The organism is Gilliamella sp. HK2 (assembly GCF_001690265.1).
Lineage (GTDB): Bacteria > Pseudomonadota > Gammaproteobacteria > Enterobacterales > Orbaceae > Gilliamella > Gilliamella apicola_C.
Genome location: NZ_LZGV01000095.1, coordinates 215,507 through 228,488, shown reverse-complemented (window position 1 = coordinate 228,488; position 12,982 = coordinate 215,507). Strand labels below are relative to the sequence as shown.

Genomic DNA, 12,982 nt, shown 5'->3' with positions numbered 1-12,982 from the left:
AATCATTTATATCATTGCTTGTTTAAATAAAAAGTTATTTATTAGCAATACAATAAGGTCTGAAAAATTCGTTTGGGAATAATCATAATCAAAGAATATTTTTTACATATTTACAAGCATCTTTATGGTTATTTTTACAAGCTTGCTGAAAATAATATTTTGCTTTGTAAATATCTTGTGCAACTCCTTGGCCATTTTGATACATGATACCTAAATAGTATTGAGCTTCCGCATAATTTTGTTGCGCAGAAAGCTGAAACCACGCTAATGCTTTACTGTAATCTTTTGCAAACCATGACCCTTGATAATATAACCAGCCTAAGCTACATTGCGCATCTGGATTGCCAGATTCCGCAGCTTCAGTATCTAACTCAACGCCTTTGGCAAAATCTTTTTTTAACCCACCCAATCCATTGTAATACATATTAGCTAAATTATGTTTTGCCATCATATTGCCTTTTTGGGCTGCTTGCTCATAAAGTTTTCTGGCTGTCGTGTAGCTTTTTTTTACCGCAGTTCCGTTATAATAGAAAACACCTAGATTATTGAGTGCCTCTTTATTACCTTGTTTTGCTGCTTTTTCATACCACTCTTTGGCTTTATAATAATTTTGACTGATACTGTTATCATTTAAATTTTGTTCAATTCCTTTACGATAATGTTTTTTTTCTGCAAATTCGTAAAGTGTCCCCATATTATATTGACCTAGAGCATTACCACTCAATGCTGCTTTTTCATATAACTCTTTTCCTTTTAGTAAATTTTGCTCTACACCTTGACCTGTAGCATACATATAGCCTAAAGCTACTTGGGCATCAGAGTGATTTTGATTAACTGCTTTTTGATACCATTCAATAGCTTTTGCATAATCTTGTTTAACACCTAGGCCATAGTTATACATATAACCTAAATTGTATTGTGCTTCAGCGTTATTTTGTTCAGTTGCTTTTTTATATTCAACATTAAAATTGTATTTTGTATTGAGTTGTGCAAAAACTGAAATGTTTACAGATATTAATAAGCAAATTATCAATGTTAATTTTTTCATTTATCTGCCTGTGTTAATTGGGGAAGATTGTTTTTATTAAAGGATCTTTTTTATTTATTTGCAAGCTTATTTATGATTATTTAATAAGCATAAATATCTTTTTTATCTTTATCTGATTACATATCGATTTATTTTAATGTGCAGACATGTTCATTTATTATTGCTGTCTAGTTTTCAAGTTTACGTGATGGAACGTGAAGATAAAGAATTACAGTATACCGTATAGAAACAAGCACCAAAAAGAATCATAATATTTTTATTCGGATGTAATGAGAAGATCTATATTGTAGAAGATTTCAAAAATAACAAAGAACTATTAGATAAATACCTTAAAAAATGTGAACATGGTTAACTTGATGGTGATAGTTTAAATTGTCAAAACTTTTTCAAAGCTATTTGAAGTTTAAACTTATCAAAACACAATCCTCACGCACGGGATTAATTTAACTAAGAAACTACATTGTGGCTTTTAATATTCTTTGTGATGACGCTTTTATAATAAATTGATTTTTCTTATTTATTATAAATATGTCACCATTTTGAATAGTCATCTTATTTCTTGGCAAAGTTGACTTTGAAAACAGTTTCTGATTTATTTAGGTTAGCTGTAAATGATTTTTTAATAAAACACAATAAAACATTTATCTAATGTTAACCAACGATTGTAAGGAATTTATATGAAAAAAATACTAATATTGATTACTGCCATGTTCTTATTCGGATGTAATGAGAAAACCTATACAGTTGACGATTTCAAAAATAATAAAGAACTACTAGATGAATACCGTAAAAAATGTGAGAACGGTGAAATAGATGGGGATAGTTTAAATTGTCAAAACTCTTTCAAAGTAATAGTTGAACTTAGTAGACCAACTAATACGGGAAAATGGACGGATTAATTTAAAAGTATAAAAGCCACTTATGTGGCTTTGAAAATTTTATCTGTGATCAGTTTATAGACTTAATTTGATTCTTATTCATTATAAACTTAATGTCGCTATTATTTGATTTGAGCCTCATTGGGCTTTAGTCACAACCGCAATCATTATCACTAGCTTGTTTTTTCTTAGCTTGCTGTTTGGCTACAATGGCATTGACCTTTTTTGTTACAACAATTAAATGATCTTTTGCATCAGAATAATTTTGTTCTGCAGCCTTAGCAAACCATTGTTTTGCTTTAAAATAGTTCTTTTTTACACCTGTGCCTTGGTAGTAGAGCATGGCTAATGTATATTGGGCAATTGCATCCCCTTTTTTAGCAGCTTTTGTATCCCACTCAATTCCTTTTGAATAGTTTTGTTTTGTGCCTTGTCCGTTAAAGTACAATAAAGCTAAGCTATGTTGAGCGGCAATATTGCCTTGATTGGCTGCTTTTTCAAACCACTCTTTTGCTTTAATATAGTCAGGCTGTGTTTCTGATTGCTGTTCGAATCCATTTTCGATCCCTTTAAATTGGCGTTTTTTAGCGTATGAACCATCGGCATACATAAGACCTACGTGGTACTGCGCTTCAGCATCATTTTGTTCTGTTGCTTTTTGATACTCTTGATTAAAATCAAACATAGTTTGTTGATCGGCATTTGCCGCAATACTAAAACATAAAACTAGTGATAACGTAGCAAAAAACTTTAGCATACAACTTCCTTCAAAAATAAATACCAAGTATTTTATCGTATTTATTTGTTTAGTATAGCTTAATTAGTTTGTTTCAACCTTAATCGCGATTGTAAAAGAAGTATAATATTGTTATTTATTCAATAATACACTGTAATTAGCCATGACTTTTTAGCTTAGGGAATGAGTATTGATTAGACTTTAAAGCGAAAATAGTAAATTGTGATCTTAACTATTCAGCGCGTTATGAGTTTTATTCGTTTAAGGCAGCACTACCAATTATAACAGTTTATTTTAAATAAATTTGCTAGATACTAGTTAGCATTTCTATTACTTTTCTTACTTGATATTAGGTAATGTCTATCTGCTGAGTGTCAATATGATGAAATGGTGGGTCGTGAGCGATTCGAACGCTCGACCAACGGATTAAAAGTCCGCTGCTCTACCGACTGAGCTAACGACCCATCTAAAGATGGTGGGTGATACCGGGTTCGAACCAGTGACCCCCTCCTTGTAAGGGAGGTGCTCTCCCAACTGAGCTAATCACCCCAAGTGTTTCATTACAGAAACGTCACGGTAAAGATTGGTGGGTGATACCGGGTTCGAACCAGTGACCCCCTCCTTGTAAGGGAGGTGCTCTCCCAACTGAGCTAATCACCCTTACCGTGTGGATGTGCATTATAAGGCACGCCTTATTTCAGTCAACCTTTTTTTTTAAATTTCTTTAAAATTTGCTTTGTTCGATTTAATTTTAAACATTTTTTGGGTAATAGTTCGCAAAAATACCTTTTATCCATTCTTATTTTAAAAAGGACGATTAGGATTAAGCCATGTTGTTAGCTAAAATAAAAAGATAATCCATCATGCTTTTTAATAAAAAACGTATCATTATTTATGTCGAACCTACTATTTTACGTTATAGGATAGTGAACGCAGTTAAGCAACACACTACATCAAATGCTAGCGAAGATCTAATTGTATGGAATTATCAAAATGAGGCTGATTTAGCGGTTTTCATTGATGATCTACAAAAAAAATTTTCTGCTCGTACTGAATTTGAGCTCAATTTAGACATTAATTTAACCCAAATGCAACAACTAGCTTTGCCAGATGTAAAGCTCAAATTCAATGAATTGAATTTATATGTTGAAGCTAACATCCATAAATTATTTCAATTACCAGCTAAAAGCGTGTTTTTTGATTTTGCTTATACAAATGAACAAACAAAACAAATTACTGTGGTGATAGCTGAACGTCATTATATTGAAAATTGGATTAATCTTTTTAATAAGTATGGATTGTTATTAACGTTTGTGGGGTGTGGGTTTGAAAATACTAAAATTAATTTTTTACCTTGGCGGCAAGAGAAGCAAACAAAGCAACAACGGCAACTGATATTCGTGGCGACTAGTGTTATTGGCGCAATCGGTTGCTTGCTTTGTTATTTGTGGATGCAAGCTCAAAACGAGCTACAAACTTATGATGAAAAACGCTTGCAACAACAAGGTATAACACAAAAACTAACTGAAGAACTAATGCATGATTTGCCTAATCCATCATTAAGCCAAAAACAAATTCAGCAATCTTTAGTATTGTTTTCACAGCAGTTACCTTCTGTAATTTGGCTTGATTGTTTTTATTATGAACCACAAAAAGTAAAGATTGAAGGGCAAAGCTTTAGTTATGTTGAGCTAACTAAATTTAATCAAAGTTTGTTAACGCTAAAAAATATAAGCAACAGTCAAGTTAAAACAATCTTATCCAATAAAAATCATTTATTTTTTGAAATGGAAATAATGCTTAGTGAATAGTGATTTTTTTGAACGCCCAATTTGGCAACAATATATGCTTTGTGTTTTATTTGGTTTGGCGTTTTTTGTAATCGTTTATCTGTTGTTTATTAAAGATATTCGGCAACAAGCACAGCTAGCAGTCGAGTCATATCAGCAAATAGTTATTGAAAATGAGCAATTACAAGCAAAAGCTAGTCGTTATCAGGCAAGTAAAAATACTTTATATAGTTTGATATCAGATAGGGAATTCGCATTGGCGATCGAGCAAAATCATCTTTCATTAGTATCTTTTAAGCATTATCAAACAGATAAAACAGCTAATTGGGAGATTGAGTTAGAGGGGAAGTTTTTTGATTTTATGAATTTAATTTCATCATTAACCGATGATTTTTACTATCTTGATTTTAAAAATCTTAAAATCAGCAAGCAAGATCAGCAGTTACAAATAATGTTTACTTTATTGTTTGAAAAGGACTATCAATGAAGCCCTATCTTTATAAATATATCGTTTTATTTTGTGCTATCTGTTTTGAGTTAAAAGCTAATATCCTGTTGGAAAGCGATCCTTTTCAACAACATTACCGAGTTTCTTGTAGTGAACAAACAACATTACTACTTGAGCAAATTCAAGCTTGGCATTTTAGAGGGTTTATGAAACAAATTGATCCGAATTATCAACAAATTTGGTTAGCTTCTGATAATCATTGGCTAGCAATAACTGATAATACAGTGCCAAATGTTTTGTTTCCTTGGTATGTACAATCTTCACTAAACGATAAAATAATATGGCAAGCAGATTTACCTGATTATTGCCATAATATTGTATTATGGACGATGTTGCTAAATGAGTAATAAAATTGCCGAAAACAAAAAATATCAAGATTTACAATTGGTTATTTACATATTAACTAAGGTTAAAAGCCGTTTGCTGATAGTATTTATATTTTTAGCAATCAACACAAATGTTAGTAATGCCAATATACTCCCATCATCAAACGCTGATCAGCAAAAAAATATTTCAATGGCATTTTATCAAACGGATATTGCAATTATCTTGCAAGCGTTAGCCGATAGTAAACAAATGAACCTGGTTATGTCAGAAGATATATCAATTAAACAGACCATTAAACTCAATAATGTTGATTGGCATAAAGCGCTAAAAATCATATTAGATTCAGCGAATTTACAAGCAGAAATTGATGATAATATTTTGCTTATTTCTAAAGCGATAGATCCTGAAATTTTATTGCAAAAACAACAATCAGAACAAAGAGAAAAAGAATTAAACCAACCTATTAGTTCTTTATTTATAGCTGTTAATTATGCAGATCCAACAACTTTAATTGAAATGATTCAACAGCAAGATTTGTTATCACAACGAGGCCGGGTTACATTTGATAAACGGACCAATTCCCTCGTTATTGCTGATGTGCCAAAACAATTTGCAAATATCAAAAAATTAGTTAAAACACTGGATAAACCGATGCCCCAAGTTCATATCTCAGCGCATATTGTTACCATGAGTGATGAAAGTATGTCAGAACTGGGTATTAAATGGGGGTATGAAGGGTCTTCATCGCAATTATTAGATAAGTTTGATGTTGGGCTTGGGGTCAGCCATTCAACCTCTACAGTTGGTTTTAATTTAGCTAAACTATCGGGACATTTACTCAATTTAGAGCTGTCAGCGCTTGAATCTGAGAATCAACTTGAGATTATAGCCAGCCCTAATTTACTTACAGCTAATCAAAATATGGCGTCGATAAAACAAGGTACTGAAATTCCTTATGAGGTTTCTAGCGGTAGTAATGGTGCTACTTCAATTGAATTCAAGCATGCTGTTTTGGGGTTAGAAGTGACACCTAAAATATTATCTGATGAGCTTATGGTTTTAGATTTGTATATCACGCAAAATACGGCTGGGCGTTCAATAAAACGTAGTGATAACGGTGAAGTATTAGCTATTGATACGCAAGAGATTAAAACACAAGTTCAGATAAAAAATGGAGAAACCGTTGTATTAGGTGGTATAGTTCAACAAGTTAATACTAAAAATAAGCAAAAAGTGCCTAGTGCTGGGGACATACCATTAATTGGTCGCTTATTTAAACACAATAGTAACAAACAACAAAAACGTGAGCTGGTTATTTTTATTACACCACAATTGGTTGAGTAAATGTCAATGGAGTTGTATTATATTTTAACTTGTTTTAGCTTTGGCTTTGATAAGTAATTATTGTTTTAAAGTCTATAATTTTAGTCGTTATTATTACCATTTATTATAAAAGTAGAGAATATTATGCATGTTGTTGCTTCTGATCTAGACGGTACTTTATTAACACCTGAACATAGCTTATCGCCTTATACCAAACAAGTTCTTCAAGCGCTTCGTAAAAAAGGTATCCATTTTGTTTTTGCAACTGGTCGGCACCACATTGATGTTGCCCAAATGCGGGAAAATATGGAAATTGATGCTTTTATGATTACTTCTAACGGTGCGAGAGTGCATGATAGTGCGGGCAATTTAGTTTTTAGCCAAAGTATTGAGCCATCGCTTGCTTGTGAAATAGCTAAAATGAGTATGGATGACCCTTTAGTTTATACTCATTTATATCGTGGTGATCATTGGTTAATCAATAAAGAAGATACATTTTCATTAGAATTTTACCAAGACACCCAGTTTACTTATCAGTTATTTAACCCACTTGATTTTGATACTAATGATATTGCTAAAATTTATTTTACTACTACTGACGATGCGCTTTACCCACATTTGGTTCAGTTAAAAAATCGGTTAGAAGCAAAATTCGGTAATAAAATTAGCATTGCCTTTTCAACATTAAATTGCCTTGAAGTAATGGCTGAAAATGTGTCTAAAGGTAGTGCATTGAAAAAGGTTGTTGAAAAACTAGGCTACAGTTTACAAGACAGTATTGCTTTTGGTGATGGCATGAATGACTACGAAATGCTAAAAGCTGCCGGTAAAGGTTGCATAATGCAAAATGGCAGTGCTGAGCTAAAGGCATTGTTACCAAAATTAGAGGTTATTGGATCAAATGCTGAAGAGGCTGTGCCACATTACCTAAGTAAATTATTTTTATAATGATCAGATTCAAAAAATGAATATAATTTTTGATAAAGAACTCAATACATTAGGACTGCGCTGTCCTGAACCGATTATGTTAATCAGGAAAGCAATTCGAGATCTGGCTATCGGGCAAGTCCTTTATGTGATTGCCGATGATTTGGCGACGACCCGTGATGTTCCTAGTTTTTGTCGCCATATGGAGCACCAATTGCTGTCATCACAAATAGAGTCTCAACCTTATCAGTACTGGATTAAAAAATCACATTAGTTAAACAGCTATTTTGATGAAAAATTTTATAAAAAAAGTACGTGAGTTAAGTTAGATCAACTTGTTTTAGGTAAAAACGTAATGCACGCCAGTCATTGGCTTGAAGATTATCGGCCATTAACAAAAGTGTACAGTGCTTACCGTCATGTCTGGATTTTAAATTCAGGATAATAACATAGCGGAATATAAGCGGTGTATGCATTAAATACCAGCGCTGTTTATGCCAATAAATTTGATTGATAGTGTGAAATAACACAAATTCACCTTTAATTGTTTTGAAATAACATAGGCTATGCCACCATTGAATTATTAATAAGATTAGAATAATAAAGGTATAAGTATTTAAGGATGTATTAGCAAACATGACTAGACAAAGCATCATAAGTATTGAATAAAACAGAGTTGAAATCATTAATTGTAGCTTGGATACGTTAAGTTTTATGCTCCACATAATGTAAGATGTATTGGGTTAAAATAGAATTATTTCACGATTTCTTTAAAAATTGCTTAAAATAATGCTAAAGATGGGAGATAATGCACACAATTTTAGTGTGTTTTAATGGGTGAGCGATCAATCATTAGCATTTTCTTTTAATGTCAATGTGAAGATCCTTATCGAAAGATAGGTTGAGTAAATTTGGCGCAGAGATAACTCTGATGCCATTATTTTTGCCTCAAAAATTTAGATAGGAAAGATTTGTGATATTAATTAAAGTGTTAAAATTTCTTCTAAAATTATTCATCGGTTTATTTCTTTGTGGCTTGGTTATTGGTATTGCTGGTTATGCTTATTATTCTAAAGACCTTCCGGACGTTACAACATTAAAAGATGTTCGATTACAAACGCCAATGCAAGTATTAAGTAAAGATGGCGAGCTAATCGCTACCTTTGGTGAACGTCGTAGAACCCCATTAAAATATAACGAAATTCCTCCAATTGTGGTTAATGCCGTTATAGCAACCGAAGACGCTCGTTTTCATGAACATTTTGGTATCGACCCAATTGGTATTGCTCGAGCGATGTATATTGGTTTAAAACATAAAGGGTTTTCTCAAGGTGGTAGTACAATCACTCAGCAAGTCGCAAAAAACTTTTTCTTAACTCCTGAAAAAAGCATAACCCGTAAAGCTAAAGAAGTAATTTTGGCTATTCGTATGGAAAAAGAGTTATCGAAAGAAGAAATCATGGCACTGTACCTTAATATGATTAATTTTGGTTCTAGAGCATATGGTGTTGCAGCGGCATCTTATACATTTTTTGGTAAAACACCAGAACAGTTAACCATTGATGAAGCTGCTTTATTAGCAGGCTTACCAAACGCGCCATCTGCGTTTAACCCTATTTCACACCCTGATCGTGCATTGGCTAGACGTAATTGGGTGTTAGGTCGTATGTTAGATCAATCCTATATCACTCAAGCTGAATATAATGAAGCGATTACAAAACCTTTAGGAGCAAGTTATCACTCACCACAAATTGAATTTTCTGCTCCTTATGTAGCTGAAATGGCGCGCCAATTTATGTACGATAAGTTTGGTGAAAATGCTTATACGGACGGCTATAAAGTCTATACGACTATCTCGAAAACAGATCAAATAGCGGCTACTGAATCAGTACAAAAACATATTATTGATTATGATATCAGGCATGGTTATCGAGGTGCTGAAAAAGTATTATGGAAGCAAAATGAAACGCCATGGAATTCGGAGCAAATTCAACAAACTCTTGATAAATATATTTGTTATAGCGGTATGTGCCCAGCGGTTGTCATGACTTCATCAGATAAAGAAGCAACGGCTGTATTATCTGATAAAAGTAATATTACTATTACATATCAAAATATGAAATGGGCTCGACCATTTATTAGTGATACTCGGCAGGGGGCATTTCCTAAAAAGGTGTCTGACACGTTAACAGCAGGACAACTAATTTGGGTGAAAAAATCTGCTGATAATTGGGAGTTAGCACAAATCCCAGCAGTTAATGCTGCTTTAGTATCGCTTGACTCAGATAATGGCGCCATTAAAGCAATTGTAGGCGGTTATGATTTCAATTTAAGTAAATTTAACCGAGCAACTCAAGCGCTTCGACAATTAGGTTCGAATATTAAACCGTTTATTTATACTTCAACGTTAGAGCAAGGTTTAACAATGGCTACACTTCTTAATGACGCGCCAATTGTCCGCTCTACAGGTAGTGCTACATGGCGCCCGAAAAACTCGCCGCCTAATTATGCTGGCCCATTACGTTTAAGAATAGGGCTAGGTATGTCTAAAAATGTAATGATGGTAAGAGCCTTGCGTGCAGTTGGTATTGATTATGCTGCGACTTATTTAGAGCGTTTTGGATTCCCTAAAGAAAATATTTCACATAATGAATCGTTAGCGTTAGGCTCTGCTTCATTTACACCGTTACAAGTAGCAAGAGCATATTCTGTTATCACTAATGGTGGTTATTTAATTACCCCATACTTAATTGAAAAAATAGAATACAATAATGGATCTGGTACAATTTATCAGCATCAACCGGTGATTGCTTGTCAAAATTGTAATGATGATGTTGTTACAGAAGAAGCAAAATCAATATCATTAGATAATGTTGAGAATGAATCTGATGGATCTGATAATGAAGAACCAGAACAAGCCAACCTTAAATCAGATGATAATATCGTATTGCCAGATATAAACCTCGATAATAAAACGATTGATGTAACGCCAAAATATGCACCGCATACGGTAAATAGTGGAATCGCATTTATTATGAAAGATGGTCTTCGCTCTATTGTATTCGGTGGTTCAAATTGGCAAGGTACTGCATGGCGTGTAAAAGCATTGGGCAGGAAAGATGTTGGCGGTAAAACAGGAACGACCAATGCATCTAAAGACGTTTGGTTTTCTGGATTTGGTGGCAATATTGTAACGACTGTTTGGATGGGATTTGATGATCACCGGCGTGAGTTAGGGCGAACTTTCCGAGCTGAAGCAGGGGCTGTGACTGCAAATCCTGTATGGGTTGATTATATGAAAGTTGCCCTAAAAGATGTACCAATAAGAGAAGATGTCAAACCAGAGAATGTCATTTCTGTTACTATCGATGAAAAAACAGGATTACTGCCTCAATCTGGCTCTAAAACAATGTCAGAATATTTTATCAAAGGGACTGAACCAACAAGTTATGCTACGCAGGAAGTTGGTACTAGTGTAACAGATTCAGAGGGTAATACTTCAGAGCTTTTCTGATAAAGGATTTAAAATGAATGGTTCAATAAGAATTATTGGCGGAAAATGGCGTGGGCGTAAATTGCCAGTTTTAGACAAACAAGGGTTGCGTCCAACCACGGATCGTATCAAAGAAACTCTATATAACTGGTTAATGCCAGTGATACATGATAGTGATTGTTTGGATTGTTTTTCAGGGAGCGGCTCATTAGGATTTGAAGCCGCATCGCGAGGCGCTAAAAGTGTTACCTTGCTTGAAAAAGATAAGCAAGTAGCACAACTACTTAATAAAAACAAACAGCTTATTGATAAAGATACTATCAATGTCTATCATACTGACACCTTACAGTGGTTAAATAAGCCTGCTGAAAAACAGTTTGATATTGTATTTATCGATCCACCATTTCATCAAGCATTGGTAGCAAAAACGGTGAGTGCGCTTGGTAATAACAACTGGTTAAAACCATCAGCTTATATTTATATTGAAACAGAAATAGGGCATGATTTAACAGCTTATATTCCAACTCATTGGCATTTGCATCGCGAAAAAACTGCTGGGCAGGTTCACAGTTATCTTTTTATACAAGAAGGCATTTAATGTTTATATTTATTGGTAAAGTATTATATTCGTTTATATGGTTGTTTTTATTATTTAACCTTATTCACCCTTATCCAAAGCCAGCCAATGTGGTCGCCAATGTTGGTTTAATTGCGTTTGCTGTTACTCATGGTTTGCAAGCGTTGATGTTAAATTCTACCATGACCAATCAAGAAAAGCAGCAAGACAAATTTAAAGTATTACGTTTGTTCTTATTTGGTGTTTTTGAATCACTTAGCTGGAAAGATAAAAAATGAAAGCAAAAATAGTTGCCAAATAAAAAATTTTTTGTATAATGCTCTCCACTTCTTCCGAAGTATTCAAATAAGCGGGAATAGCTCAGTTGGTAGAGCACGACCTTGCCAAGGTCGGGGTCGCGAGTTCGAACCTCGTTTCCCGCTCCAATATAACATCACAGTATTGTAATACTCGCCAAGAAAATGGGTAAATGCCTTCTCTAGAATATAAGTAAAAATCATACGAGAATACATTATAGTACCGAAAGTTTAGGACAGATTATAAACAATAGACGGTGAGTTATGCCTTATCTAATATGCAGCTTGCTAAAAAACTGAAAATGACAAATAGCATCTTAAAAAAGTGTCAGTGTGCTTTATCAATAATCCAAATCGGTGAAGTATAAATATAGGGAACAACATTTGTCATAGCATTTTGTACCTCCGATCAGCCGTCAATTAAAGATTAGCGTGCCAGATTATTACACTTGGCGTAAACGTGAATCAAAATCAAATCGGTTATTTGATAATATCAAAACGCTCTATTAGCAACATAAAGTACGGTTAAGCTCACCAATCAGGGAGATAGGTTATGCGGTGTCAAAAAGAACGGGGAATCGAGTATGATAAAAGTCATTCAGAAAAGCTATTGATTTTATTGAAGTTTTTTAAGTGGTAACAAATGGTAACATTAATCCTTTTGCAGCAAGACTATTTTATGATGTACAGGCCAATATACTATGTACTAGCTCAAACCTAATCTGACAGTTACCAGTTTTTATTGGGTGTCTGTCAGGTTAAATCTGGTTCAGATTTTTTCCCAGATCCGTTTTCCATCAAGCAATGTTTAAATTGGTGTTCGACCACAGCACATTTTTCCCTGATGAGTTCGTTCATTATTGTAATAATGCAGCCAATTGTCCAGATCTGTTTGGAGTGTTTCTAAATCTGAATAACGCTTTTTTACGGAATGTCACCATATAAAACTCATGTAAAATAGTTTTATGAAAGCGCTCGCAGATCCCATTCGTTTGTGGCAACATAGCTTTTGTCTTAGTATGGTCAATATCATTAATCGCCGGATAAAGTTGATAATCATGCTTTTCAATTGTAAATAC

At 33.8% G+C, this 12,982-nt stretch carries 13 protein-coding genes, 4 tRNA genes and 1 pseudogene; 11 read left to right on the top strand and 7 right to left on the bottom strand.

Annotated features, from left to right (window positions below; translation table 11 throughout):
• Window positions 1–88: 88 nt before the first annotated feature.
• A complete protein-coding gene (locus A9G45_RS11250; RefSeq protein WP_065566783.1) occupies window positions 89–1,048 on the bottom strand; it encodes a tetratricopeptide repeat protein in 960 nt (319 codons plus the stop codon).
• 677 nt (window positions 1,049–1,725) lie between these two features.
• Between A9G45_RS11250 and A9G45_RS11245 the strand changes: the two genes are divergently transcribed.
• Window positions 1,726–1,947, top strand: coding sequence for an EexN family lipoprotein (locus A9G45_RS11245; protein ID WP_081297903.1), 222 nt, complete (start codon window positions 1,726–1,728; stop codon window positions 1,945–1,947).
• 127 nt (window positions 1,948–2,074) lie between these two features.
• On the opposite strand, the gene A9G45_RS11240 is transcribed toward A9G45_RS11245, so the two are convergent.
• From A9G45_RS11240 to A9G45_RS11225, 4 genes are all read right to left on the bottom strand, one after another.
• A complete protein-coding gene (locus A9G45_RS11240) occupies window positions 2,075–2,683 on the bottom strand; it encodes a tetratricopeptide repeat protein (RefSeq protein WP_065566785.1) in 609 nt (202 codons plus the stop codon).
• 367 nt (window positions 2,684–3,050) lie between these two features.
• Window positions 3,051–3,126 (bottom strand) — tRNA-Lys (locus A9G45_RS11235).
• 9 nt (window positions 3,127–3,135) lie between these two features.
• Window positions 3,136–3,211 (bottom strand) — tRNA-Val (locus A9G45_RS11230).
• A 35-nt stretch (window positions 3,212–3,246) separates the two neighbouring features.
• Window positions 3,247–3,322, bottom strand: a tRNA-Val gene (locus A9G45_RS11225).
• 203 nt (window positions 3,323–3,525) lie between these two features.
• On the opposite strand from A9G45_RS11225, the gene A9G45_RS11220 reads away from it, so the two are divergent.
• From A9G45_RS11220 to tusA, 6 genes are all read left to right on the top strand, one after another.
• The gene (locus A9G45_RS11220; RefSeq protein ID WP_065566786.1) at window positions 3,526–4,473 is read left to right on the top strand and encodes a PilN domain-containing protein; all 948 of its coding nucleotides are present in this window, start codon (window positions 3,526–3,528) and stop codon (window positions 4,471–4,473) included.
• Entirely contained in the window at window positions 4,466–4,939 is a 474-nt protein-coding gene (locus A9G45_RS11215; protein ID WP_065572410.1) for a hypothetical protein, read from the top strand. The genes A9G45_RS11220 and A9G45_RS11215 overlap by 8 nt, the downstream gene beginning before the upstream one ends.
• On the top strand, window positions 4,936–5,307 hold the full coding sequence (locus A9G45_RS11210) for a hypothetical protein (RefSeq protein WP_065566161.1): 372 nt from the start codon (window positions 4,936–4,938) through the stop codon (window positions 5,305–5,307). The genes A9G45_RS11215 and A9G45_RS11210 overlap by 4 nt, the downstream gene beginning before the upstream one ends.
• Window positions 5,300–6,631 carry a type IV pilus secretin PilQ gene (gene pilQ, locus A9G45_RS11205; RefSeq protein ID WP_218057114.1) on the top strand — a complete coding sequence of 444 codons (1,332 nt, stop codon included), beginning with the start codon at window positions 5,300–5,302 and terminating at the stop codon, window positions 6,629–6,631. The genes A9G45_RS11210 and pilQ overlap by 8 nt, the downstream gene beginning before the upstream one ends.
• Before the next feature lie 120 nt (window positions 6,632–6,751).
• Window positions 6,752–7,558: a Cof-type HAD-IIB family hydrolase gene (locus tag A9G45_RS11200; RefSeq protein WP_141672097.1), complete on the top strand. Its 807-nt coding sequence runs from the start codon at window positions 6,752–6,754 to the stop codon at window positions 7,556–7,558.
• Window positions 7,559–7,574: 16 nt separating this feature from the next.
• On the top strand, window positions 7,575–7,811 hold the full coding sequence (gene tusA, locus A9G45_RS11195; protein WP_065566163.1) for a sulfurtransferase TusA: 237 nt from the start codon (window positions 7,575–7,577) through the stop codon (window positions 7,809–7,811).
• Window positions 7,812–7,857: 46 nt separating this feature from the next.
• Here tusA and A9G45_RS11190 read toward each other — a convergent pair whose 3' ends face one another.
• Window positions 7,858–8,262 carry a protein YgfX gene (locus A9G45_RS11190; protein ID WP_081297902.1) on the bottom strand — a complete coding sequence of 135 codons (405 nt, stop codon included), beginning with the start codon at window positions 8,260–8,262 and terminating at the stop codon, window positions 7,858–7,860.
• A 257-nt stretch (window positions 8,263–8,519) separates the two neighbouring features.
• Between A9G45_RS11190 and A9G45_RS11185 the strand changes: the two genes are divergently transcribed.
• From A9G45_RS11185 to A9G45_RS11170, 4 genes are all read left to right on the top strand, one after another.
• A complete protein-coding gene (locus A9G45_RS11185) occupies window positions 8,520–11,051 on the top strand; it encodes a PBP1A family penicillin-binding protein (RefSeq protein ID WP_065568160.1) in 2,532 nt (843 codons plus the stop codon).
• Window positions 11,052–11,064: 13 nt separating this feature from the next.
• Window positions 11,065–11,628 carry a 16S rRNA (guanine(966)-N(2))-methyltransferase RsmD gene (rsmD, locus tag A9G45_RS11180; RefSeq protein ID WP_065568156.1) on the top strand — a complete coding sequence of 188 codons (564 nt, stop codon included), beginning with the start codon at window positions 11,065–11,067 and terminating at the stop codon, window positions 11,626–11,628.
• Window positions 11,628–11,885, top strand: a complete 258-nt coding sequence (locus tag A9G45_RS11175; protein WP_065568155.1) for a DUF1145 domain-containing protein — start codon at window positions 11,628–11,630, stop codon at window positions 11,883–11,885. The genes rsmD and A9G45_RS11175 overlap by 1 nt, the downstream gene beginning before the upstream one ends.
• Before the next feature lie 71 nt (window positions 11,886–11,956).
• Window positions 11,957–12,032: transfer RNA gene (locus A9G45_RS11170), tRNA-Gly, on the top strand.
• Between the two features lie 679 nt (window positions 12,033–12,711).
• Here the strand turns inward: A9G45_RS11170 and A9G45_RS11165 are convergent.
• Window positions 12,712–12,973, bottom strand: a pseudogene (locus A9G45_RS11165) (integrase core domain-containing protein); the annotation flags it as partial.
• Window positions 12,974–12,982 lie beyond the last annotated feature (9 nt).

What these genes read in the sequence shown, in the direction of transcription:
- A9G45_RS11250 (WP_065566783.1), bottom strand. Translation starts at nt 1,048, where the DNA reads ATGAAAAAATTAACATTGATAATTTGCTTATTAATATCTGTAAACATT.
- A9G45_RS11245 (WP_081297903.1), top strand. Translation starts at nt 1,726, where the DNA reads ATGAAAAAAATACTAATATTGATTACTGCCATGTTCTTATTCGGATGT.
- A9G45_RS11240 (WP_065566785.1), bottom strand. Translation starts at nt 2,683, where the DNA reads ATGCTAAAGTTTTTTGCTACGTTATCACTAGTTTTATGTTTTAGTATT.
- A9G45_RS11220 (WP_065566786.1), top strand. Translation starts at nt 3,526, where the DNA reads ATGCTTTTTAATAAAAAACGTATCATTATTTATGTCGAACCTACTATT.
- A9G45_RS11210 (WP_065566161.1), top strand. Translation starts at nt 4,936, where the DNA reads ATGAAGCCCTATCTTTATAAATATATCGTTTTATTTTGTGCTATCTGT.
- pilQ (WP_218057114.1), top strand. Translation starts at nt 5,300, where the DNA reads ATGAGTAATAAAATTGCCGAAAACAAAAAATATCAAGATTTACAATTG.
- tusA (WP_065566163.1), top strand. Translation starts at nt 7,575, where the DNA reads ATGAATATAATTTTTGATAAAGAACTCAATACATTAGGACTGCGCTGT.
- A9G45_RS11190 (WP_081297902.1), bottom strand. Translation starts at nt 8,262, where the DNA reads ATGTGGAGCATAAAACTTAACGTATCCAAGCTACAATTAATGATTTCA.
- rsmD (WP_065568156.1), top strand. Translation starts at nt 11,065, where the DNA reads ATGAATGGTTCAATAAGAATTATTGGCGGAAAATGGCGTGGGCGTAAA.
- A9G45_RS11175 (WP_065568155.1), top strand. Translation starts at nt 11,628, where the DNA reads ATGTTTATATTTATTGGTAAAGTATTATATTCGTTTATATGGTTGTTT.